This window comes from Pseudotabrizicola algicola (genome assembly GCF_010915705.1).
GTDB classification, from domain to species: domain Bacteria; phylum Pseudomonadota; class Alphaproteobacteria; order Rhodobacterales; family Rhodobacteraceae; genus Pseudotabrizicola; species Pseudotabrizicola algicola.
This window is the reverse complement of the sequence record NZ_JAAIKE010000007.1, coordinates 144,296-167,186: the sequence shown is the minus strand read 5'-3', so window position 1 is coordinate 167,186 and position 22,891 is coordinate 144,296. Positions and strand designations below refer to the sequence as shown.

Annotated in this window: 22 protein-coding genes; 15 read left to right on the top strand and 7 right to left on the bottom strand. The window is 59.4% G+C overall.

All coding sequences use genetic code 11. The annotated features are described in order from the left end of the window. Positions 1–34 precede the first annotated feature (34 nt). The 10 genes from tsaE (at position 35) to G3572_RS17980 (ending at position 13,080) form a co-directional block, all read left to right on the top strand. Entirely contained in the window at positions 35–499 is a 465-nt protein-coding gene (gene tsaE / locus G3572_RS18025; protein ID WP_164614501.1) for a tRNA (adenosine(37)-N6)-threonylcarbamoyltransferase complex ATPase subunit type 1 TsaE, read from the top strand. Continuing rightward, entirely contained in the window at positions 492–1,505 is a 1,014-nt protein-coding gene (locus G3572_RS18020; protein ID WP_164614499.1) for an aminoglycoside phosphotransferase family protein, read from the top strand. The genes tsaE and G3572_RS18020 overlap by 8 nt, the downstream gene beginning before the upstream one ends. After that, a complete protein-coding gene (locus G3572_RS18015; RefSeq protein ID WP_164614497.1) occupies positions 1,484–2,191 on the top strand; it encodes a nucleotidyltransferase family protein in 708 nt (235 codons plus the stop codon). The genes G3572_RS18020 and G3572_RS18015 overlap by 22 nt, the downstream gene beginning before the upstream one ends. Continuing rightward, entirely contained in the window at positions 2,184–5,141 is a 2,958-nt protein-coding gene (gene addB, locus G3572_RS18010; protein WP_164614495.1) for a double-strand break repair protein AddB, read from the top strand. Before G3572_RS18015 ends, addB begins: the two co-directional genes overlap by 8 nt. Next, a complete protein-coding gene (addA, locus tag G3572_RS18005) occupies positions 5,138–8,479 on the top strand; it encodes a double-strand break repair helicase AddA (protein ID WP_164614493.1) in 3,342 nt (1,113 codons plus the stop codon). The genes addB and addA overlap by 4 nt, the downstream gene beginning before the upstream one ends. A 59-nt stretch (positions 8,480–8,538) precedes the next feature. Continuing rightward, positions 8,539–8,865, top strand: a complete 327-nt coding sequence (gene trxA / locus G3572_RS18000) for a thioredoxin (protein WP_164614491.1) — start codon at positions 8,539–8,541, stop codon at positions 8,863–8,865. A gap of 97 nt (positions 8,866–8,962) precedes the next feature. Then, complete coding sequence (gene hslV, locus G3572_RS17995) at positions 8,963–9,523, top strand: ATP-dependent protease subunit HslV (protein WP_164614489.1); 561 nt, start codon at positions 8,963–8,965, stop codon at positions 9,521–9,523. Then, the gene (locus tag G3572_RS17990) at positions 9,520–10,575 is read left to right on the top strand and encodes a hypothetical protein (protein WP_164614487.1); all 1,056 of its coding nucleotides are present in this window, start codon (positions 9,520–9,522) and stop codon (positions 10,573–10,575) included. Before hslV ends, G3572_RS17990 begins: the two co-directional genes overlap by 4 nt. Further along, positions 10,572–11,867, top strand: a complete 1,296-nt coding sequence (gene hslU / locus G3572_RS17985; RefSeq protein WP_164614486.1) for an ATP-dependent protease ATPase subunit HslU — start codon at positions 10,572–10,574, stop codon at positions 11,865–11,867. Before G3572_RS17990 ends, hslU begins: the two co-directional genes overlap by 4 nt. Then, positions 11,797–13,080, top strand: a complete 1,284-nt coding sequence (locus G3572_RS17980) for an alpha/beta hydrolase (RefSeq protein ID WP_164614484.1) — start codon at positions 11,797–11,799, stop codon at positions 13,078–13,080. Before hslU ends, G3572_RS17980 begins: the two co-directional genes overlap by 71 nt. A 4-nt stretch (positions 13,081–13,084) precedes the next feature. Here G3572_RS17980 and G3572_RS17975 read toward each other — a convergent pair whose 3' ends face one another. Genes G3572_RS17975 through G3572_RS17965 form a run of 3 tightly spaced genes read right to left on the bottom strand, consistent with a single transcriptional unit; the run spans position 13,085 to position 15,387 of the window. Further along, positions 13,085–13,684: a Smr/MutS family protein gene (locus G3572_RS17975; RefSeq protein WP_164614482.1), complete on the bottom strand. Its 600-nt coding sequence runs from the start codon at positions 13,682–13,684 to the stop codon at positions 13,085–13,087. Between the two features lie 3 nt (positions 13,685–13,687). After that, on the bottom strand, positions 13,688–14,671 hold the full coding sequence (gene mltA, locus G3572_RS17970) for a murein transglycosylase A (RefSeq protein WP_164614480.1): 984 nt from the start codon (positions 14,669–14,671) through the stop codon (positions 13,688–13,690). A 56-nt stretch (positions 14,672–14,727) separates the two neighbouring features. After that, a complete protein-coding gene (locus G3572_RS17965) occupies positions 14,728–15,387 on the bottom strand; it encodes a Tim44/TimA family putative adaptor protein (protein WP_164614478.1) in 660 nt (219 codons plus the stop codon). 140 nt (positions 15,388–15,527) lie between these two features. Here G3572_RS17965 and G3572_RS17960 point away from each other — a divergent pair, with 140 nt between their 5' ends. Both G3572_RS17960 and secB read left to right on the top strand, forming a co-directional pair. Then, entirely contained in the window at positions 15,528–15,998 is a 471-nt protein-coding gene (locus tag G3572_RS17960; protein WP_164614476.1) for an FxsA family protein, read from the top strand. A 60-nt stretch (positions 15,999–16,058) separates the two neighbouring features. Next, complete coding sequence (gene secB, locus G3572_RS17955; RefSeq protein WP_164614473.1) at positions 16,059–16,565, top strand: protein-export chaperone SecB; 507 nt, start codon at positions 16,059–16,061, stop codon at positions 16,563–16,565. 52 nt (positions 16,566–16,617) lie between these two features. On the opposite strand, the gene dnaQ is transcribed toward secB, so the two are convergent. The 4 genes from dnaQ to G3572_RS17935 are packed head-to-tail and all read right to left on the bottom strand — an operon-like array spanning position 16,618 to position 19,331. Continuing rightward, complete coding sequence (dnaQ, locus tag G3572_RS17950) at positions 16,618–17,319, bottom strand: DNA polymerase III subunit epsilon (protein WP_164614472.1); 702 nt, start codon at positions 17,317–17,319, stop codon at positions 16,618–16,620. Continuing rightward, positions 17,312–17,902, bottom strand: a complete 591-nt coding sequence (gene coaE / locus G3572_RS17945) for a dephospho-CoA kinase (RefSeq protein WP_164614470.1) — start codon at positions 17,900–17,902, stop codon at positions 17,312–17,314. The genes dnaQ and coaE overlap by 8 nt, the downstream gene beginning before the upstream one ends. Then, positions 17,899–18,741: a shikimate dehydrogenase gene (locus tag G3572_RS17940; protein ID WP_164614468.1), complete on the bottom strand. Its 843-nt coding sequence runs from the start codon at positions 18,739–18,741 to the stop codon at positions 17,899–17,901. The genes coaE and G3572_RS17940 overlap by 4 nt, the downstream gene beginning before the upstream one ends. Then, positions 18,738–19,331 carry a Maf family protein gene (locus tag G3572_RS17935; protein ID WP_164614466.1) on the bottom strand — a complete coding sequence of 198 codons (594 nt, stop codon included), beginning with the start codon at positions 19,329–19,331 and terminating at the stop codon, positions 18,738–18,740. The genes G3572_RS17940 and G3572_RS17935 overlap by 4 nt, the downstream gene beginning before the upstream one ends. A 414-nt stretch (positions 19,332–19,745) precedes the next feature. On the opposite strand from G3572_RS17935, the gene hemJ reads away from it, so the two are divergent. The 3 genes from hemJ to mnmE all read left to right on the top strand — a co-directional run bounded on the left by hemJ (position 19,746) and on the right by mnmE (position 22,890). Next, a complete protein-coding gene (hemJ, locus tag G3572_RS17930) occupies positions 19,746–20,195 on the top strand; it encodes a protoporphyrinogen oxidase HemJ (protein ID WP_164614464.1) in 450 nt (149 codons plus the stop codon). A 120-nt stretch (positions 20,196–20,315) separates the two neighbouring features. Next, positions 20,316–21,587 (top strand): transcription termination factor Rho, encoded by a 1,272-nt coding sequence (gene rho, locus G3572_RS17925; RefSeq protein ID WP_164614462.1) that lies wholly within the window; start codon positions 20,316–20,318, stop codon positions 21,585–21,587. A 22-nt stretch (positions 21,588–21,609) separates the two neighbouring features. Beyond that, complete coding sequence (gene mnmE / locus G3572_RS17920; RefSeq protein WP_164614460.1) at positions 21,610–22,890, top strand: tRNA uridine-5-carboxymethylaminomethyl(34) synthesis GTPase MnmE; 1,281 nt, start codon at positions 21,610–21,612, stop codon at positions 22,888–22,890. Position 22,891 lies beyond the last annotated feature (1 nt).

The window sequence follows — 22,891 nt, the reverse complement described above, 5'->3', positions numbered from 1 at the left end:
TGCGGTGCGCGCGCAGCGCGGTAAAACTGCGCAAATGCCCGAGTTGACAGAACACAGCCTTTTCCTGCCGTTTGAAGAGGCGACCGATGCGCTTGGCCGTGTCTTGGCAAGCCACCTTCGCCCGGGCGATACCGTTCTGCTGACCGGACCGATCGGGGCAGGAAAATCTCAACTGTGCCGAGCGGTCATCCGTGCGCGTCTTGGGCGGGAGGAAGACGTGCCATCACCAACCTTCACCTTGGTGCAAACCTATGAAGACGCTGAGGGTGATATCTGGCATGCTGATCTCTATCGGCTGTCGCACCCCGACGAGGTTCTGGAATTGGGGCTGGATGAGGCATTTGCAACGGCAATCTGTCTGGTAGAGTGGCCTGAACGGCTTGGCCCCTATCAACCGGATGAGGCAATCCGCGTCGCATTGTCGCCAGAGGGCGAAGGTCGGCGTGCCGTGATAGGATTTGCCAACCGCCCGGCGCTTGCAGAGGCACTTGATGACTGACCGGAAGGCAGATTCCATAGCCTTTCTTGCCAGGCATGGCTGGGGCGACGCAGACAGGCACTTTCTGGCAGGCGATGCATCAGACCGCAGCTATGACAGGCTCACCCGCTCCGGTGAATCAGCCGTGTTGATGGATGCACCACCCGGATCTGGCGATGATCCAGCAGTCTTCGTCGCCATTGCCAGACATCTGCGCAGCATTGGCCTGTCCGCGCCAAAGGTGCTGGCAGAAGATTACGCGCAAGGTTTTTTGCTGATCGAAGATCTGGGCGACGCGCTGTTTGCGCGCGTTGTTGCTGCAGAGCCCCAGCGCGAAACCGCTCTTTACACCGCCGCAGCAGACGTCTTGGTGCATCTGCACCGACACCCCGCCCCCGATGGCCTGCCAAATCTTTCCGCCTCAGACTGGGCGGAAGCAGCAGGGTTTGCGCTCGACTGGTATGCTTATGCCGCAACCGGGCAGCGCCCCGAAAAATCGGCCTTTGTCTCGGCGCTTGCCGGGGTGCTGGGGCGACATGCGGATGGGGCGCGGGTGATGATCCTGCGGGATTATCACGCGGAAAACCTGTTGCATCTGCCCGGTCGACACGGGGTCGCGTCCGTCGGGCTTCTCGATTTCCAGCTCGCGCAGATGGGACAGCCGGGTTACGATCTGGTTTCAATGTTGCAAGACGCGCGCCGCGATGTTTCGCCGGATGTTGCCCGTCAGGTCACCACCCATTTTGCGGCGGCAACGGGCCGCGATATGGCAAGCATTCAAACCGAATGTGCCGTTCTTGGTGCCCAGCGCGCTTTGCGGATACTGGGCGTGTTTGCGCGGCTTTGCCTGGTTTCGGGCAAATCGGGATACCTACGTCTGATCCCGCGCGTCTGGGCGCAGCTTCAGCAGAACCTGGCCCATCCTGCCCTTGCCGATCTGCGCAAAATCTGCGCGCCGCTTTTGCCGCCACCCAGTCACCATGTCTTGCAAACCATCGGGGATAAATGCGCGATCCATTCCCATTGATGTATTTCGCCGCTGGTTTCGGCACCCGTATGGGTGCGCTGACGGCGACTTTGCCAAAGCCTTTGGTGAAAGTTGCGGGGCTGGCGCTGATCGACCATGCACGACGGGTCGCGGCGGCAGCCGGCTTGCGGCATGAGGTGGTAAACCTGCATTACCTTGGCGAGCAGATTGCGACCCATCTGGAAAAGAGCGGGGTTATCCTGTCGTGGGAGCGGGACGAAATTCTGGACACAGGCGGTGGCCTGAAGGCCGCTTTGCCCCTGCTCGGGCAAGGCCCCGTTTTGACCCTTAACACCGACGCGATCTGGACGGGTTCCAACCCGCTCGTGCAATTGATGCTGGCTTGGGATGGTGACCGGATGGACCAGCTTTTTCTGTTGCTGCCCGCCCATCGCGCTCGCAGCGCGTCAGGCCGATCCGACTTTGTAATGGACGATCAAGGAAGGGTCGATTGGGCGAAGGGGCGTGATGGTTATCTCTACCTTGGCGCCCAGATCATTCATCCGCGACTGCTAATCGAAGCGGAACGGAAATTCTCGCTCCATGCGCCGTGGACCCGCGCGATGGCGGCAGGCCGCGCCTTTGGCGTGCTGCACATGGGTGATTGGTGCGATGTCGGGCATCCCGGCGGGATCGCAGAAGCAGAAGCGCTTTTGCGCGAAGCCGGAGAATGGCCAGATGTTTGAGGCGCACGAATCCCGGTTGTTTGCCCTGCCTCCCGGAGTCGACTTCCCGCACGCTCTGGTGGCAGGTCTGCGCGCAATGTTGCAGGGCCAGCCGCCCGAGGCGATGGCGCGGATAACCCTGTATCTGAACACCACGCGGATGCGTCGCCGTGTGGTCCAGATTTTTGGTCAGCACGGGCCTGGCTTCATGCCCCGCATTCGTCTTGTCAGCAACCTTGCCGCCGACATGATCTTGCCGGACCTTCCCCCGGCGGTTCCAACCTTGCGGCGGAAACTGCAACTCACGGTGCTTATCGACAAGCTTCTCGAAAAACTTCCCGATCTTGCGCCGCGATCTGCCTTGGCCGATCTGGCCGAAAGCCTCACTGGGCTGATGTCGGAAATGCAGGGCGAAGGGGTGGGGCCGGAACAGGTGGCCGCACTGGATGTTTCGGATCATTCCGAACACTGGGCCCGAACACGCGCCTTTCTGACCATCATCAGCCCCTTTTTTACCGATGCGAATGAGCCCGACAGCGAAGGCAGACAGCGCCGTCTGGCATTGATGCTGTCAGAGCTTTGGCAATCCTCCCCTCCAGCCGATCCGATCATCGTGGCGGGCTCTACCGGCTCTCGCGGCACGACTGCATTGTTCATGCAAGCGGTGGCAAGGTTACCGCAGGGGGCCATCGTGCTGCCAGGGTATGACTTTGACATGCCCGAACAAGTCTGGTCGGGCTTGGCGGATGCGCTGACATCGGAAGATCATCCGCAATTCCGTTTTCAGAAGCTCATGTCTCTGATCGGGGCGCAACCGCGCGATGTGGCGCTCTGGCACAGCACGGGCGCGCCCAGTCCTGATCGAAACCGGGTCGTCTCTTTGGCACTGCGCCCCGCGCCGGTAACGGACCAGTGGCTCGTGGAGGGGCCCGACCTTCCGGATTTGCCGTCGGCCATGCAGGATGTTGCGCTTATGGAGGCCGCAAACCCCCGGCAAGAGGCGCTTGGCATCGCACTCATTCTGCGTGACGCTGCCGAAACGGGTGTTCCAGCCGCGCTGATCTCCCCCGACAGGGTGCTCACGCGGCAAGTTGCCGCCGCCTTGGACCGGTGGGGCATCCGGCCCGATGACAGCGCGGGAATCCCGCTGAACCAGACGGCACCGGGCCGCTTCCTGCGGCACATCGTGCGATTGCCCGGCCAAAAGCTGACATCTGACATGTTGCTCACGGTGCTAAAGCACCCGCTGACGGCTTCCGCCATGGAGAGAGGGCAGCACCTGCTCTTGTCGCGCGATCTAGAACTGAAACTGCGGCGCGAGGGCCCGGCCTTTCCAACCGGAGATGATCTGATCACATGGGCCGCCGCGCAGCGCAACGAGCATGCGCTGGGCTGGGCAACTGCATTGGCCGGTGCCCTTGATGGGCTGGATATGATCGGCACGCTGCCCTTGACAGATCACGTCAGCCATTTGCGCCTTCTCGCCGAACGCCTGTCGCGCGGTCCGGCCCCGCAAGGCACTGGTGAACTGTGGAACGAAGTGGCGGGAGAGGCCGCCTTGCAGTTCATGGATGAACTACAGGCCGAGGCGGTTCATGGCGGCGAACTGACTCCGGGAGCGTTCCGCGATTTGTTTGATAGCCTGATTTCAGGAAAAGAGGTGCGCGCGCCCATGATTGCGCATCCGGATGTGATGATATGGGGAACGCTGGAGGCGCGTGTACAGGGGGCCGAACTGGTCATTCTGGCCGGGCTGAACGATGGCACTTGGCCTGCTCTGCCACCGCCGGACCCTTGGTTGAACCGAAAGATGCGGCTGGATGCGGGTCTTTTGCTGCCAGAGCGCCGGATCGGTCTGTCGGCGCATGATTTTCAACAGGCAATCGCTGCGCCAAAGGTTGTTCTTTCCCGCGCGCTGCGCAACGCGGAGGCCGAAACTGTCCCCTCGCGCTGGATCAACCGGTTGACCAACCTTTTGGATGGACTTCCCATGCGCGGCGGACCCGATGCCTTGCAGGCCATGCGGAGCCGGGGCAAGGCTTGGCTTGATCTTGCCGCCACAATGGACCGGCCGCTGGAAAACGCGGAACCGGGACTGCAACCCGCCACTCGCCCTGCCCCGCGCCCTCCGATCGCGGCGCGTCCCGCTTCGCTCTCGCTTACAAGAATCGAGACACTGATCCGCGATCCTTATGCAATCTATGCCGACAAGGTGCTGAACCTGCGGCCCTTGGACCCCATCCGCCAAACACCTGATGCGCGCGACCGGGGCACCGTGGTGCATACCGTTTTGGAGCGGTTCGTAGAGGAGCGTCCTGCAGGCGAAAACCGCCAGCAGGCCCGTAGCCGCCTGTTGGGGCTGACGAAACAGGTTCTGGAAGAGCAGGTGCCCTGGCCCGCCGCCCGTGCGCTCTGGGCTGCCCGCATGGAAAGAGCCGCCGACCATTTTCTGAACGTCGACAGCGCGACAGGCGGTGAAAGCGTTCTCGTCGAAGGGCGGGGTGAGTTGACCCTGCAGGGGCTGGGTTTCACACTCTTTGGCACACCGGACCGTATCGACATGCTGCCGGATGGCAAGTTGCACCTCATCGACTACAAGACCGGCAGCCCGCCGTCGGAAAAGGAGCAGAAATCCTTTGCCAAGCAGCTTCACCTCGCGGCCTTGCTTGCCGAAGAAGGCGGGTTCAAAGGGCTTGGACCGCAACAGGTTGCCAAGATCACCTATGTGGGCCTCGGGTCTGCTGGCAAGGTGACAGAGGATGACATCACACCCGAAAAGCTGGAAGGCGTGCGGGATGGACTTTACCACCTGATCGGGTCTTATGCGCGGCGCGGACAGGGCTATCCGTCTCGTCGGGCTGTGTTTTCGGAACGATATCCGGGCGATTACGACCATTTGGCGCGCTTTGGCGAATGGGAAATGACAGACCCACCCGATCCGCAAGATGTCGGAGAAGGGCATGCGCCATGACCCATGATGCAAGCCGTGCCCAGATGGCAGCCGCGCAGCCGCATCTGTCCACTTGGCTGTCGGCAAATGCGGGGTCCGGAAAGACGCGTGTGCTGACCGACCGTGTGGCGCGGCTTTTGCTGAACAGGGTAGAACCGCAGCATATCTTGTGCCTGACCTATACCAAGGCCGCCGCGACCGAGATGCAGAACCGTCTGTTCCGCCGCTTGGGCGAATGGGCGATGAAGCCCGATGCCGAATTGCGCACCGATCTGGTGGAACTGGGGGAGGGTGACACGCTCGGCCCCGATCAACTGGCCTTGGCGCGGCAATTGTTTGCGCGGGCCATCGAAACCCCGGGGGGGTTGCGGATTCAGACCATCCACAGCTTTTGCGCCACGCTTCTGCGGCGTTATCCGCTCGAAGCGGGTGTAACGCCCGGTTTCAAGGAAATGGACGACCGCACCGCGCGCACCTTGCGCGAAGATATCGTGCAGGCCATGGCAGATCGGCTGGCCCCAGATACGGTGACCGATCTGGCGCGGCATTACACTGCCGAAGATTTTGCCGCACTTCTGGCCGAGATTTGCAGCCGGGCCGATGATTTCGTCAAACCTCTCAGCCGCGCCGAGGCACTGGCTCGGTATGACCAACCCGAAACACTGACACTGGAAAGTTTGCTGCAAAGCGTTTTTCTCGGGGACGAGGCGGATATTCTGGCTGAACTGACCGCGCGCCTTGCCGCAAGTGGCCCGAACGACCAGAAGGCAGGCAATAAACTGGCGGCGCTGGAGCCGTTCGCTGCTGACCTGCGCACATTGAACGTCCTTGAAAGTGTATTTCTCTTTGGCTCGGGGCCACGCGCCAACCAAGCCAAATTGAGCGACTTTCCCGCAAAGGACCTGCGCAATGCCCTTGGCCCCCTCGGGGAGAAATTGCAAAAGCTGATGCTCCGGGTTGAAAATGGGCGGGCTGCCCGCACTGCCCTCGACTCCACCGAGAAAACGCTCGCGCTTCACCGTTTCGCCCGCGCGTTTCTGGAGCATTATGGGGCTCGCAAGGCCGAACGCGGCTTTCTCGATTTTGATGACCTGATCCGCAAGGCAGGACAATTGCTGAACGATCCGGGACTTGCCGCGTGGGTTCTGTTCCGACTGGACGGTGGCATTGACCACATTCTGGTGGACGAGGCGCAAGACACGTCGCCGGCCCAATGGGCGGTGATCGAAAAGCTCACGTCAGAGTTTACCGCCGGCCGCAGCGCCAGCGAGAAAACGCGGACGCTGTTTGTCGTCGGTGACAAGAAGCAATCGATCTACTCGTTTCAAGGCGCGGACCTATCCGCGTTTGATACCAAGCGGCTCGAGTTCGGTGAAAGATTCGCCGCCGTTGACCAGCCGATGCAGGAGCGGACACTGGACTATTCCTTTCGCTCGTCGCCTGCCGTGCTCGAGGTGGTCGACGCGACATTCGGCAACGCCTTTCCGGCAGCGCTGGGAAGTCAGCCCCGCCATCTTGCATTCTTTGACGCCCTGCCGGGGCGGGTCGATCTTTGGCCTTTGATTGAAAAGGCCGGAACAACAGCCGACGAGGATGGCTGGAACCCGGTAGACCTGATTTCCGACAGTCACCACACTGTGGAACTGGCGCGCATGATTGCCTCCGAAATCAGGGCAATGATCGACTCCGGGGTGCAGATACCGATTTCCCCCGGCAAAAGTCGGGCGATGCAGGCCGGTGATGTTCTTATCTTGGTGCAAACCCGCGGCACACTGTTTTCGCAGATCATCCGTGCCTGCAAGCAGGCCGGCTTGCCGATTGCCGGCGCAGATCGGCTAAAGTTGGGCGAAGAGCTTGCGGTCAAGGACCTTGTTGCGCTTTTGTCTTTCCTTGCAACACCCGAGGACAGCCTGTCACTGGCCGCTGCGTTGCGCTCTCCCTTGTTCGGCTGGTCCGAGGACCGGCTGTTCAGATTGGCTCATGGCCGGACCGAACGGCACCTTTGGGCAGCCTTACGCCATGCGGATGAACCCGAAACGCTTTCGGTTCTTACGGATCTGCGCGATCAGGCAGATTTCCTGCGGCCTTATGAGATGCTCGAGCGTATCCTGACCCGCCACCGCGGGCGTCAGCGGTTGTTGACCCGCCTTGGGCCCGAAGCAGAGGACGGGATAGACGAATTGCTCAATCAGGCACTGGCCTATGAAAGCAATGATGTGCCGAGCCTCACCGGCTTTCTGATCTGGCTCGAAAGCGATGTCGTCGAAGTCAAACGACAACTGGACAGCGAAGGAGCGAACATTCGGGTGATGACGGTTCACGGATCAAAAGGGCTGGAAGCCCCCGTTGTCATCCTTCCCGATACCGCCGACCGCAATCCGCGCGATCATGCCGAAGTCATCAAGCTGGCCGATGGCCTGCCCGTCTGGAAGACCCCGGAAAAAGAAAGCCCGCCACAGGTGGCAGCGGCGCTTGGACTACGCAAGGAAAAAGTTGCCGAAGAGAACCTCCGCCTTCTTTACGTTGCGCTGACGCGGGCACGGTCGTGGCTGATTGTGGCCGGCGCGGGGGACGCAAAGACGACAAGCGGGAAAGAGCCAAAGCGGCGGGAAAAATGGGCATGGTATCGGCAGGTTGAGGCCGGATTGCAGGCCTTGGGCGCGCGGGCGGATGCGCGGGGCCGGTTGCGCCATGCCTCTGGCCACTGGCCAGAGAATGCACCTTCGCGCCAAGTCAGCCCGCCGGTCATCAGCCATCCTGCATGGATGAACCGACCGGCGCCCGAGGCCGCGCGCGATCTTAAACCGCTGTCGCCTTCTGATTTGGGCGGTGCAAAGGCACTGCCGGGTGAGGGCGACTCATTGGATATCGCAAAAGCGCGGGGCGTGTTTCTCCACAGGCTGCTGGAGGTCTTGCCGGCAAGCGATCCGGCCCAATGGCCGGCGATGGCGCGCGCGCTTTGTCCGCCAAACCTGAGCGCTGGCGATCTGCTTGCAGAAGCCACCGGCGTTTTGTCACGGGCGGACCTCGCGCCCCTGTTTGCCGCTGCTACCTTGGCAGAGGTGGCGGTGACGGCCAGCCTGCACGGAAGGCAGATCGAGGGGGTGATTGATCGGGTGGTTCTGTCGCCCGGACATGTGCTTGCCGTGGATTTCAAATCCAATCGCGTCATGCCAGAAACGGGCGATCAGGTGCCGGATGGCATCTTGCGGCAGATGTGGGCCTATTCGCACGCCCTTGCCCAGATCTATCCGGATCGGCAGATCGATACGGCGATTTTGTGGACGGCAGGTCCAAGGCTCATGTATCTTGATCCCGATGTCGTGGCCGATGCCGCAAGACGTATCCCGATCGCTTGACCTTTCCCTTGCCAGTGCCTAGCTTCGTTGGCTGATACATTCCATTCAGGAGATATGAAATGGGCGCTGCGACCGTTGCTGTCACCGACGCCACCTTCGACGCCGAAGTCCGCAAGTCGGATATTCCTGTCGTGGTGGATTTCTGGGCCGAATGGTGCGGTCCATGCCGCCAGATCGGTCCTGCACTTGAAGAGCTTGCCACCGAATACGCCGGTAAGGTCAAAATCGTGAAGGTCAACGTGGACGAAAACCCCGACAGCCCGGCCCAGTTGGGAGTTCGCGGTATTCCGGCATTGTTCCTGTTCAAGGATGGTCAGGTTGTCTCCAACAAGGTTGGAGCGGCTCCGAAGGCAGCTTTGGCAACCTGGATTCAGTCGGCGATCTGATCGCCCGACAAACCACGGCTTCGGGCGGTCCTTTGGGCCGCCCTTTTGTTTTGTGCCGCCATCGCCATATAAGGGCACAGAAGACGGAGGCGCTTTGATGGCAGACGACAAATTTCCCGGTTGGCACGGAACGACAATTCTCGCCGTGCGCAGGGGCGGCGAAGTTGTGGTCGCGGGTGATGGTCAGGTCTCGCTTGGCCAGACCGTGATCAAGGGCAGCGCCCGCAAAGTGCGACGGCTGGCCCCCGGCGGCCATGACGTGGTGTGCGGCTTTGCCGGTTCCACAGCCGATGCGTTCACCTTGCTAGAGCGTCTGGAGAAGAAGCTGGAGGCTGCGCCCGGCCAGTTGGCCCGTGCCTGCGTCGATCTGGCGAAAGACTGGCGCATGGACAAGTATCTGCGCAATCTCGAGGCCATGCTGATCGTGACGGACGGGCAGGGGCTTTATGTCATCACCGGAGCGGGGGACGTGCTTGAGCCCGAGTATGACGTGGCCGCCATCGGTTCGGGCGGAAACTTTGCCTTGGCCGCCGCGCGCGGACTGATGGAGACAGAGCTTGGGGCTGAGGATATTGCCCGCAAGGCGATGGCCATAGCGGCAAGCATTTGCGTCTATACCAATGGCAATTTGACGGTGGAACGGATTTCAGCCGGATGATCGACGCCCAAGACCTTCGCGCAGCGGTGCAACGCGGTCTGATTACAGAGTCACAGGCCGCGGGGCTTATTGGATTGGCCGAGGCGCGCCGGCAGGCGGTGGCACGGGTCGAGCCGGGTGAAGAGCCTTTCGTCCTGTTCAAGGGCTTCAACGAGATCTTTATCGTCATTGGCCTTTCGATCCTGTTCATGGGCTGGACTGGCATCGCGACCATTCTGGGCGCCGAGATTTTCAGCCCCGGCGGACTTGATACCGTGCTTGTCGCGGCAGTCACGCTGGGTGGACTCGCGGCGGCGCAGCGATATTTCACGCTGACGAGACGGATGATCGCCCCATCAATCGCGCTGGCAATCATGAGCGCGCTGACCGCTTGGGTGTTAGGCCTTGCGCTGGCAGATCTGGCCGGACTGCAGGCGCTTTCGGCATCTGCACTGTCTTGGGCGGCAATTGCCGGAATCATGTGGGGGCATTACCGGACGTTTCGGGTGCCGTTTGATGCGGCGATCATCGCAACGGCTGTTTTTTGTTTTGTGTGGTCACTGCTCGCCATGGGCGGCATCCTTCCCGAGACTGGCATGGGGCTGCTGCACATGTCGGGGAGCGGTCCCCTGTCGGTGCTGTCATTTGTATTCGGACTTCTGGTTTTCGCGCTCGCCCTTCGCTTTGACATGTCAGACCCTCTGCGCGTATCGACCCGCAGCACCACGGGTTTCTGGCTCCATGTCACCGCCGCGCCCGCCATCGTGAACACTACAGCCCTCTATCTGCTGGCAAGCGGCCAAGGCGGGCAAATTTTCCTGCTGGTATTCCTGCTGGCCATCGCTGCGGTGGCGCTGGTAATCGACCGCCGTTCATTTCTGGTATCGGGCGCAGGATATGCCGTATGGCTTGTCTTTACGCTGTTCGACAGCTCGGCGCTGGTGATCTTGTTTCTGGGTTTCGCACTCGTTTTCCTCGGGGCACAATGGGACCGCCTGCGTTCTGCCCTCATGCACGCCTTGCCGGAGTTTCCCGGAAAGGATCGGCTTCCTCCTTACATGAGCACAACATGACTGACCTGACACCGCGCGAGATCGTCTCGGAACTTGACCGCTTTATCATCGGACAGAATGACGCCAAGCGTGCTGTTGCTGTCGCCTTGCGCAACCGCTGGCGTAGAAAGCTGCTGGCCGATGATCTGCGCGACGAGGTCTATCCGAAGAATATCCTGATGATCGGACCAACAGGCGTGGGTAAGACCGAGATTTCCCGTCGTTTGGCCAAGCTTGCAAAGGCACCCTTTCTGAAGGTCGAGGCGACCAAGTTCACCGAGGTCGGCTATGTGGGGCGCGATGTTGACAGCATCATCCGCGATCTGGTGGATGCCGCGATGATCGACACCCGTGAGCGCATGCGGGATGACGTCAAGGCGCGTGCACAAGCTGCCGCCGAAGATCGGGTGATAGAGGCGCTCGCTGGCAAGGATGCGCGCGAACAGACACGCGAGATGTTTCGCGGAAAGCTGCGGCGTGGCGAGCTTGATTCAACCGTAATCGAACTTGAAATCGCCGACACGTCCAGCCCGCTGCCGATGATGGGCGGCCCCGGAATGGAAATGCAGATGCAGGGTCTGCAAGACCTGTTCAAAGCCTTTGGCGGACGCACGGTTCGCAAGAAGGTAAGCGTGGCAGACAGTTATGACCTGCTGATCGGGCAAGAGGCAGACAAGCTTTTGGACGATGAGGCTGTAAAGGCCGCGGCGCTGACGGCGGTTCAGGAAAATGGCATCGTGTTTCTGGACGAGATCGACAAGATTTGTGCGCGAAGCGATGCCCGCGGCGGAGACGTCAGCCGCGAAGGCGTGCAGCGCGACTTGCTGCCGCTGATCGAAGGCACAACCGTTTCGACGAAGTACGGACCGGTCAAGACCGATCACATCCTGTTCATTGCCAGTGGCGCCTTCCATGTCGCCAAACCGTCCGACCTTCTGCCCGAATTGCAGGGCCGTCTGCCTATCCGTGTTGAATTGAAGCCGCTGACAGAGGGCGATTTTGTCAGGATTCTGACAGAGACCGAAAACTCGCTGACACGCCAGTATTCGGCTTTGATGGCTACAGAAGAGGTTAGTGTAACCTTCACTCCTGACGGCATTTCGGCCTTGGCCCGTATTGCAGCCGATGTGAACCAATCGGTTGAAAACATAGGCGCACGAAGGCTTTACACAATTCTGGAGCGTGTGTTTGAAGAGTTGAGCTTCTCGGCACCTGACCGCTCGGGTGACAAGGTCAGCATTGATGCTGCCTTTGTCGAGGCGAATGTGGGCGCGCTGGCCCGATCCGTCGATCTGTCGCGTTACGTTTTGTGACCCGCGTCGGCAGATATTCGTCCATCTGTTGTGTCGCCATCGCTTGACGGAAGCTTGGGAAGCGTCAATTGGAGAGCACATCGTTCTGGATTTGGGTCGTGTTGTGCTGAAACCAATCAAGCTGGCTTTGGTCCTCTGTCTTTTGGCGGCCTGCGCGCCACGCGGGCAGATGGCATACGCACCCGAGGCGGCTCAAGTCGGGACAGAGCGACAGATCTTCGTGGCCACTACCCGCGGCATCGATGAGAATGGCAGTTACAACACGAGGCGCGTCGAAGCGGTCAGTTTCTCGCGCATCGGGGTTTCCATCCCGCCCGAGCGCACCGCCGGCGAGATCAACTGGCCCCCGCGTTCCGGAAGGATTGACCCCAAAACGCAGTTCTTGACCACCTCGGCAGGGCGGTATCAATCCAGCGACGATTTCCGCGCTGCCTTGGCCAAGGATTTGCGGGCCAACGGCGGTGAGGCGGTGGTTTTTGTGCACGGCTTCAACAACACCTTTTCCGAAGGTGTTTATCGCATTGCACAGATGGCACATGATCTCGATCTGCCGGGGGCCGTGGTGCATTATTCATGGCCATCGGCCGCGCAGCCACTTGGCTATGTTTATGATCGCGATTCAGCCCTGTTTTCGCGTGACGGGCTCGAAAGGCTGCTGGTTGAAATCGAAGGGGCGGGTGCCAAACGCATCGTGGTTGTCGCCCATTCGATGGGAAGCGCCTTGGTCATGGAGGGGCTGCGACAGATCGCCATCAGAAAAGAAAACCGGATTCTGGACCGGATCGGCGGTGTGATCCTGATTTCACCCGATATCGATGTGGATGTGTTCCGTGCGCAGGCTCTGGCCATACCAAAGCTGCCCGAGCCGTTCATCGTATTTTCTTCCGAGCGCGACCGGATATTGCGGCTGTCCGCAACACTGACAGGCCAAAGGGATCGTTTGGGCACGCTCAAAGATATCTCGCGCGTCGGTGACCTGCCGATCACCTTCCTTGATACTGCGGCATTCAGCAGCGGGGCGGGTCACTTCAACCTGGGCGACTCGCCAAGTCTGCTGCGGCTTCTTGACGGGATTCTTTCGGTCGATGCATCGCTTGATGCAGAGCGGGTCAGGCGCACCGGTCTCTTGCCCGGGGCGGTGCTGACAGTGCAAAATGCGACACAGATCATCCTGAGCCCGGTTGTGGCCATCGGAAACGAATTGCAGCGCTAAGGCCCTATCTGTTGCGCCGCAGGTAAACATAATACGCACCGCTCCCGCCGTGGCGCACATGTGCCTCGGTCACTTGCAGCACGGCAGCACCCATCGGCGGAAGCCGCAACCATTGCGGAACCTGATGACGCAGCGCGCCTATGCGTGATGGAATTGGTCCGTGGTCAGGCTTTGCCTTGCCCTTGCCGGTAATTACAAGGACGAGACGAAGCCCTTGGGCGTGGGAGTTCAGAATGAACCGGATCAGGTCAGGGTGGGCTTCGGCAAGTGTCAGGCCATGCAGGTCAATGCGCGCCTCTGGAAGCAGTTTGCCGCGTGTCATCTTCCCGTAGGCCTTGGCATCCATCTGGAGCGGGGCGCTTGCAAGCATCTGCGGCAAGCTGGGCGCAAGGTTGTGGCTTGATGTCTTTCGCGCCCTTTCCCCAAGCTGGAAGACGGGCAGGGGCGTCGGCGTGGTGCTGCTTTGCTGCACGACGGGGGAAGGGGCAGGGTCAGCTTTGGGGCGCAAGACCGCTTCGGCATTGGAATGCATTGCGCGCGCCGTGCGGGTCACAGCTTGCCACAGGTCAATCTCGTCGGGACGGAGGGTGCGGCGGCGGGACATCTGTCAGCCATCCGACAAAAGGGCATAAGCGCGATCAATCGGCAAAAGCTGGATCAGTCGCCCGCCATCCTTGATGCGCCCCGCCTCTTCGCCAGCAGCAAAGCCGGTGCCATAGAAAATATCCGCTCGTTGTGCGCCCTTGATTGCCCCTCCCGTGTCTTGGGCGATCATCAGACGGCGCAAAGGGTGTCGGCCGTCCTTTTCGATCCAGACCGGCGCGCCGAGCGGGACGTGGGCCGGGTCAATCGCAACAGAGCGCATACCCGTGATTGGCCGACCCATCGCCCCGATCGGACCGCTTTCGGGCGGCAGATCATCCAGCTTCCGGAAAAACACGAAAGAGGGGTTTGAGTTGAGCAGAGCGCGGCCGGGCCCGGGATTTGCGCGCACCCATGCCTTGATATCTTGCGCCGATACATCCGCCATCGACGCGCCGCGACGGATCAGTTCCTGCCCGATAGAGCGATAAGGGTGGCCATTCTTTCCTGCGTAGGCGACGCGCATCACCTTTCCGTCAGGCAAGCGGATGCGTCCCGAACCCTGCACCTGCAGGAAATAGACTTCCACAGGGTCATCCAGCCAGACCAATTCCAGGCCACGGCCCCGCAACACACCAGCCTCTATCGCATCGCGCGCATGGTAGATCTGGCCTTCTGTCAGTTCTGGCGGCTTGCGATAAAGGGGATATGTAAAACGCGGTGTACGCACCAGAGAGCCGTTCAGCTCAGGCTCGTAATACCCCGTGAAAAGCGCAGGAGGCGAGCCGACGACAACGGGTCGAAACAAGAGTTCGAAGAACTGCCGCGCCTCGGCCTGAGAAGACCCCGTGTCTGCCGCGAGTTTGCACAAGGGTGACCATAACGGGTCGCGAAGCAGGGCGCATGTGTTGCGGAATACGGTCAACGCCGCGCGGTGATCGTCTTCTTCCCAACCTTCAAGATCTTGAAAGTCCAGTATCTGCGCCGGAGCTGCTGGCGCGGCCATCATGGCCACGCCGAGAAGTAACGCTTTGACTGCATGACCAAGCCAAGCCACCGCAGGCTCTAGTCGCCCGTTGCGACAAGCTGCCAGTTCGGGTCTGATGCACCCATCGTGCGGGCATAGGTCCAGATGTCGCGCTGGCGTTTGATTTCCTTGGGGTTACCTTCGATGATTTCGCCCGCTTTATTGCGGATCACCGAGGTAAGCTCGCCCACATAGCGCACTGCGATTTCGGCGCGCTTCGTTTCGCGGTTAAAGGTCGCATTGTGCAGCGCGAGTTCGCGCAGGCCGACGAAGGTCGCCTCCACCGTCAGCCCCTCAGCCTCACGCGCATTGATCGCCTGCGCGAAAGCTGCCTCAATTTCATCATCCAGAAACGGACGGATCGAGTCGAGATCGCCACGCTCGAAGGACATAAGGATCATCTCATAGGCACCGCGGGCACCCTGCAGGAAGGTGTTGACCGAGAACCCCGGTTCGGCAAGCTTCATCGCCGCCAGCGCCTTGGCGCTTTCGGACCCGTCGGCAGCATGGTCGGTGATGTCGCGGTCCGGTCCGCCCTCGATCACCTCAAAGTCACGCTTTACACGCGGACGCACATCCTCCAGCGGAACCGGAGGCTTTTCGAATCCGTCCCGCGTGCCCAACACCGAACGCAGCTTCAGGATGAGAAAGATTGCGATCCCGGCAAGAACGAGAAGCTGGATCAGGGAAGAGTTCATTCAAAACCTCGATCAGATGCCGCGAAAGGCCCGGCCTATTTTTGGGGGTTGGTAACTTGGACCATCGGCTCTTATGTAGGGCTGGCAGGGGGCGGTGTCTACCGCCACTCGGCCTGCATTTTCCGCTGAAGGAGGCCAAGATGTGGCTTTTTGCCGTGTTCCTGATCGTTCCCTTGATCGAAATCGCGCTTTTCATCACAGTGGGCGGATGGCTGACGCTGTGGCCTACGCTGGGATTGGTGCTGCTCACGGGGATTGTGGGAACGGCGCTGATGCGTTGGCAGGGGTTGAAGGTTCTGGCCGAACTGCGCGGCGATATGGGTCAGTTGAAAAACCCGCTGTCACCGCTTGCCCATGGCGCTTTGATTGTCTTGGCGGGCCTCTTGCTTCTGACGCCGGGGTTTTTCACCGATACAATCGGCTTTCTGTTGATGGTGCCAAAACTGCGGGAGGCTGTTATCGCCTTTGTGGGCGCCCGCATCAGCATTCAAACCTTTGGCGTGCGGCAAACCGCACCTCACCGTCACGGTCTTACGGTGATTGATGGAGAGTTTTTCGAGGTGGAGGAAAACCCTGCGCCAAAGCCTCCCTCGGGATGGACCCGGCATTGAGAACGCGCTTGTGACCTGTTAGGAACGCAACCGAAGTGTTTCTCAGGGAGAACCAAGACGATGGCCGACGAGGAAAATGGCGCAGCCGCGCAACCACAGGCGCAACCACAGATCAGAATGCAGGTGCTGGCGCAGTTTATCCGCGACATGTCCTTTGAAAACGCTGTTGCCCAGAAGGGGCTGAACGGCGGCGAAGTGCAGCCCGACATTCAGGTTGCAGTCAGTCTGGATGCCCGCAAGCGCCCGCAAGACCACCAGTTCGAAGTCATCCAGAAGTTTCGGGTGACCTCGAAGAACCGTGCGAATGATGAAACGCTGTTCCTGCTCGAAATCGACTATGGTGGGGTGTTCCATATCGAAGGCGTTCCGGACGAGCAGTTGCACCCCTTCCTTCTGATCGAATGTCCGCGCCTGCTGTTCCCCTTCATCCGGCGGATCATCAGCGACGTGACCCGCGATGGCGGATTCCCCGCGCTGAACATCGATACGGTGGATTATCTGGCACTATACCGGCAAGAACTTGCGCGCCGCGCCCAATCGCAAGCGCCTCAAGGCCAGCCCAACTGAGTTTGCCAAAAATCATTGAAAAGGCCGGTCCATCGGGGCCGGCCTTTTGCGTTCATCCGCGCTTTTGCCAGATGGATTGGTCGCCAAGCTTGGCGACAAAGGCGGCGTGAGCCGCCGCCTCTTCTTCCGTTATCCGGACAGGCAGCGGTTCCGGACGTGGTCGCGGGCGCCAATCCGACCCGTGCTCGGCAGGACCGGCCTGTTTGGGGGCGGCCGCCGCGGTGCCCAGCATGAAGTCGGGCTGCCGGCCGCCAACCAGTTCAAGATACACCTCGGCAAGAATTTCGGAATCGAGGAGCGCGCCGTGCTTTTCCCGCGCCGAGTTGTCGATACCAAAGCGGCGGCACAGAGCATCGAGCGACGCCGGCGAGCCGGGGAATTTTCGGCGCGCGATCATCAGGGTATCGGTCGCCCGGCTGTTCGGAAGTGTGGGCAGGTTCGCGCGCTCAAGTTCGAAGTTGAGAAACTTCATGTCAAAGGCGGCATTATGAATGACCAACTGCGCATCACCGATAAAATCGAGAAAGGCGCGGCCAATGCTGTGAAAGAGCGGCTTGTCCTTGAGGAACTCATCGCCAAGACCGTGCACCTCGAACGCCTCTTTCGGCATCGCGCGTTCGGGGTTGATATATTGGTGGTAGGTCTTTCCGGTCGGCAAATGGTTGAAAAGCTCTACCGCGCCGATTTCGACGATGCGGTGGCCCTCTGACGGTTCGAAACCGGTCGTTTCGGTATCGAGAACGATTTCACGCATGTTGCCTCCGCAGATAAGCGATGAGTGCCTGCACATAGGCGCGGGTCTGGGGGATAGAAAGCGTTTCCACGATATGGGTTGCGCGCGTGCGCTTGTCGGCGTCGGGCATTTGCCGGTTCAACAGCAAGGCAAACTGCGCCTCGTTCATGCCAGGACGGTCCAGAACGCGTTGACGCTGGACCGCAGGAGGAGCTGTCACCAGCAATGTGGCGTGCATCTCCGCTTCCGTACCCTTTTCAAACAACAGGGGAATGTCAAAGACGACGATATCGCTTCGGGCGGCACGCGCAAAAGCCTCCCGGTCTTGCGCGACCAAAGGATGCACCAGCGCCTCCAGTCGGGGCAGGGCGGCAGGATCATCGGCAATCCACGCACGAAGAACGCTGCGGTCAATTTGGCCACTGACAACAGCCTCCGGGCAGATGTCCGACACTGGCCCGATTGCCGCACCGCCGGCACCATAAAGCCGGTGCACGGCGGCATCGGCATCCCATACAGGAAGCCCTTCGGCGACGAACATTGCGGCCGTCGTCGACTTTCCCATCCCGATCGAGCCAGTTAGGCCGAGACGAAAAGCGCTCATGCCGAGAGGACGGCGCGGCGGGTGGCGTCATCCACTTCGGGACGCTGACCGAACCAACGTTCAAACCCCGGAGCCGCTTGATGCAGCAACATCCCCAGACCATCAACAACGGTGCAGCCCATTGCCTGGGCTTCAATCAGGAACTGGGTCATCAGCGGAGTATAAACCAGATCTGTCACCACCGCATCGGACCGTAGGCCTTCGAGCGGAACGCGGAAATCCGGCTTGCCTGTCATCCCCAACGAAGTGGTGTTGACCACTGTCATCGCATCTTCCAGCATGCTGGAGGCTTGGACCCACTCGCTCACCACAACTTTTGCGCCAAAATCGGAACGAAGCGCCTCGGCCCGCGGACGGGTGCGATTGGCGATCCGTATCTCTGGCACCCCGACTTCTATAAGCGCGGCGATAACAGCCCGTGCGGCACCGCCAGCACCGAAAATTGCGGCCGGACCCGCTGACGGAACCCAATGCGGTGCGTTTTGACGCAGATTTGCAATGAAGCCGGAGCCATCGGTGTTATCGGCCTGGATCCGCCCATCCTTACGGAAAATCAGGGTGTTGGCGGCACCGATCAATGCCGCGCGATCCGTGATGATAACATCGGGGATCTTCAGGATCGCTTCCTTATGGGGAATGGTAATGTTGACCCCGACAAAGCCCAGACGAGGAAGAACCTGAAGCATCTGGGCAAGATCACTCGGGGCGATGTCGAGCGGAACATAGTGACCCCGAATCCCGTAACGCTTGAGCCAGTACCCGTGCAGCGCAGGGGAGCGGCTGTGTGCTATCGGGTGGCCGATGACACCGGCAAGGGGAACGCGGGGATGATCTGTCATGTCGGGATGAGACCTCTCTGACCCAGATACCCCAAAACCGGCAGAAGCGGAAGACCAAGCACGGTAAAGTAATCCCCGTCGATCGAGGAGAAGAGGCGCGCACCTTCTTCTTCGAGTTTGTATGCGCCGACGCTGTGACGGATGCTTTCCCAGTTGCGAGCCAGATAATCCTCCAGATAGCTGTCGGATATCGGGCGCATGACAAGACGAGCCTCGGTCACGATCCGCCACACCGGCTTTGCTTGATCATAAATGACGGCAGCAGACCAAAGACGGTGGGTTTGGCCACGCAAGCGGCGAAGATGATCGCGGGCCTCTTCGGCATTCGAGGGTTTTCCGAGGATTTCCCCATCAAAATCAAGAATTTGATCGCATCCGAGCACCATGCTTTCGGGAAAGCGATCCGCGATCTTCCGGGCCTTCATCTCGGCAAGGGTGTCGGCGATATCCCGAGGCCGTGCGCCCTCTGCCTGCAAACTGCGACGGATCGAGTCTTCGTCGATACGGGCGGCGTGAAAAGTGAAATCGACCCCGGCGGCAGCCAAAAGATTGCGCCGGATTTCAGACGTAGAGGCGAGGATGAAGGTCATTCCAGCGGGGACAGCTTTGTGGATATGCTCATTTTGTTCTTGTGACGCCGAATGGGGACTTCCGGGCGATGTGGCAAGAGGACGGCATACGACCGCTTCTTGTCAAGCCGAAGTCCCAAGTTATCCAGCTGTGCAAACTGGCCGAGCGGCTTTGTGGGAATCGGGACAGCGACATGGTCCGACAAGAATCGTGGAAGAAAGTGCAGCGATCCTTGAGTTGCTAAGTATAAGATAAAAAAATATAAAATAAAAACTTTCCACAGGGTGGCCGGTTTTTCCACAGTGTTATCCTGAGAGCGTCTCGATGTGGACAACTGCGCGGACAAGAGCGGAAATTCTGTTTTCCACAAGGCCTACATCTACATTTCATTTCTTTATTTATTTTATTAAAGATGCAGGAAGAGCGAGGACGCGATGCACGACTTACTGACCGACTGGTACTTCTGGATAAAGTCTCTTCACGTGGTCTCAGTGATCGCCTGGATGGCAGGTCTGTTCTATCTGCCGAGACTTTTCGTGTATCACGTCGAAGTGGTGGAGACCGGAAGCAAGACGGACAAACTGTTCCAGACGATGGAACGCCGCCTGCTGCGCGCCATCATGAACCCGGCCATGATCGCGACTTGGGTATTCGGCCTTTCTTTGGTGGCAGTTCCGGGCATTGTCGACTGGTCGATGGTCTGGCCTTGGGTGAAGGCTGCGTCGGTGCTTGCGATGACTTGGTTCCACATGTGGCTGGCAAGACAGCGCAAGTCATTTGTGAGCGGAACGAATTCGATCAGCGGTCGGCAGTACCGGATGATGAACGAGGTCCCTACAATTTTGCTGTTGTTCATCGTGTTCGCGGTGATCGTGAAGTTCTGATTTCTTGACTTTCACAAGGTCTCTCGTTATCGCGGCAAACGAGGGCCGTCCGGTCACTTGTTTTCCCGATGATGCAGATGTGGCGCTTATCCTGAGGATGGGCGACGCGAGGACTGTTATATGACTGTAGAACGCTTGAATCTTGCCGATCTGAAAGCGAAGACGCCTGCCGATCTTTTGGCGATGGCGGAAGAGTGGGAGATCGAGAACGCACCGAGCATGCGCAAGGGCGAGATGATGTTCCAGATCTTGAAGGAACATGCGGAAGAAGGCTTCGAAATCGGCGGCGACGGTGTGCTTGAAGTGCTGCAGGATGGTTTCGGCTTCTTGCGAAGCCCTTCTGCAAACTATCTTCCCGGCCCTGATGATATCTATGTCAGCCCGGACATGATCCGGCAGTTCAGCCTTCGCACCGGGGATTCGATCGAGGGGGTCATTCAGGCCCCGCGCGAGAACGAGCGGTACTTCAGTCTGATCAAGGCCACCAAGATCAATTTTGATGATCCTGAACGTGCCAAGCATAAGGTTCATTTTGACAACTTGACGCCGCTTTACCCCGACGAGCGTTTGAAGATGGAAGTCGATGATCCGACGGTGAAGGATCGGTCTGCGCGGATCATCGATCTGGTATGTCCTATCGGAAAGGGACAGCGGGCACTGATCGTTGCACCGCCACGGACCGGAAAAACGGTTCTGTTGCAGAACATTGCCCATTCGATTTCGACGAATCATCCCGAGTGCTATCTGATCGTTCTGCTGATCGACGAGCGCCCCGAAGAGGTTACGGATATGCAGCGGAGCGTGAAGGGTGAGGTTGTGTCCTCGACCTTTGACGAACCTGCGACAAGGCACGTCGCCGTGGCAGAAATGGTGATCGAAAAGGCGAAGCGTCTCGTCGAACACAAGCGGGATGTTGTTATCTTGCTCGACTCGATCACGCGTCTGGGTCGAGCGTTCAACACTGTTGTACCGTCCTCGGGTAAAGTGCTGACAGGGGGCGTTGACGCAAATGCCTTGCAGCGCCCGAAGCGGTTCTTTGGTGCGGCACGGAATATCGAAGAAGGCGGTTCGCTGACGATCATCGCAACGGCTCTGATCGATACCGGAAGCCGGATGGACGAGGTGATTTTCGAGGAATTCAAAGGCACCGGGAACAGCGAGATTGTTCTTGATCGGAAGGTGGCTGACAAGCGCGTCTTCCCGGCGATCGATATCTTGAAGTCCGGGACGCGGAAAGAAGACTTGCTTGTCGAGAAGGTGGATTTGCAGAAGACTTATGTTCTGCGGCGCATTCTAAATCCGATGGGCACGACGGATGCGGTCGAGTTCTTGCTTTCCAAGCTGAAGCAGACGAAGTCGAACGCTGAATTTTTCGAATCGATGAACACCTGAAGCCTAAAACAGGGCCAAAGTCATGTCGGACACGATCTTCGCGCTGGCAACAGCACGCGGTAGAGCGGGGGTTGCTGTTGTAAGAGTGTCTGGCCCCCTCGCTCTGGAAGCAGCAGCAGCACTTGGAATTACCGGCCTCCGACCCCGGTGCGCGTCACTTCGCAAACTTATGGCGAAGGGCGAGGTTCTGGACACAGGATTGGTTTTGTATTTCGAAGCTGGTGCAAGCTTTACCGGTGAGCCCGTCGTCGAGTTTCAGATTCATGGAGGGGAAGCGGTCGTCTCTGCCTTGTTGAAGTTTCTGGAGTCTGTGCCAGGCCTGAGGCTTGCACAGGCTGGAGAGTTTACCCGTCGCGCACTGGAAAATGGTGTATTGGATTTGACCCAAGTGGAGGCACTTGCGGATCTTATCGACGCAGAAACAGAGGCACAGCGGCGCCAGGCACAGCGGGTGTTGTCGGGTGCGATCGGTGTAAAGGCTGCTCGGTGGCGTGCCGACCTTATTCGGGCGGCGGCACTTATCGAGGCGACAATTGATTTTGCCGATGAAGAGGTTCCTGTTGATGTGACTTCGGATGTTCGCGAGATCGTGCTCCGTCTCTGCGAAGAGTTTCGCGAGGAAATTGACAACAGCCGAGGTGCCGAACGGGTGCGCGCAGGATTTGAGGTCGCGATTATAGGTGCGCCGAACGCGGGCAAGTCCAGTTTGCTGAATGCGCTGGTTGGGAGAGAGGCGGCCATTACTTCACCTGTTGCAGGAACAACTCGGGACATTATCGAGGTTCGAATGGACCTCGGCGGCCTTCCTGTGACTTTTGTCGATACTGCCGGCCTGCGCCAAACCGATGATGAAGTCGAACGGATTGGTGTTGCGCGGGCAAGGGAGCGTGCGGAGTTAGCTGATGTACGATTGCTTGTTTTGGCGCCTGACGAGACTCCTGACGTTCAGATGAATGCGGACATAGTTGTGTGGAGCAGAGCCGATCTGTCACCTCGTCCAGGCGCTGTTTCAAGCAAGACAGGGGAAGGTCTGGCATTGCTGGTCGAGACCATTCGACATCGACTAGAGGGGCAGGTCTCGGGATCTGGGGTCCTCATTCGAGAACGCCATAGGTCTGCGCTCGCGTTGGCGCGTGTCAGCATGGAGTCTGCCCTCGAATTGCTGTATGCTGATTATGTTCCTCTTGAATTGGTCGCGGCAGAATTGAGGTCCTCCACCCAAGCCGTTGATCTTCTGGTGGGAAAAATCGGGGTAGAGACGTTGCTTGATGAGATATTCAGCAGCTTTTGTATCGGAAAGTAGG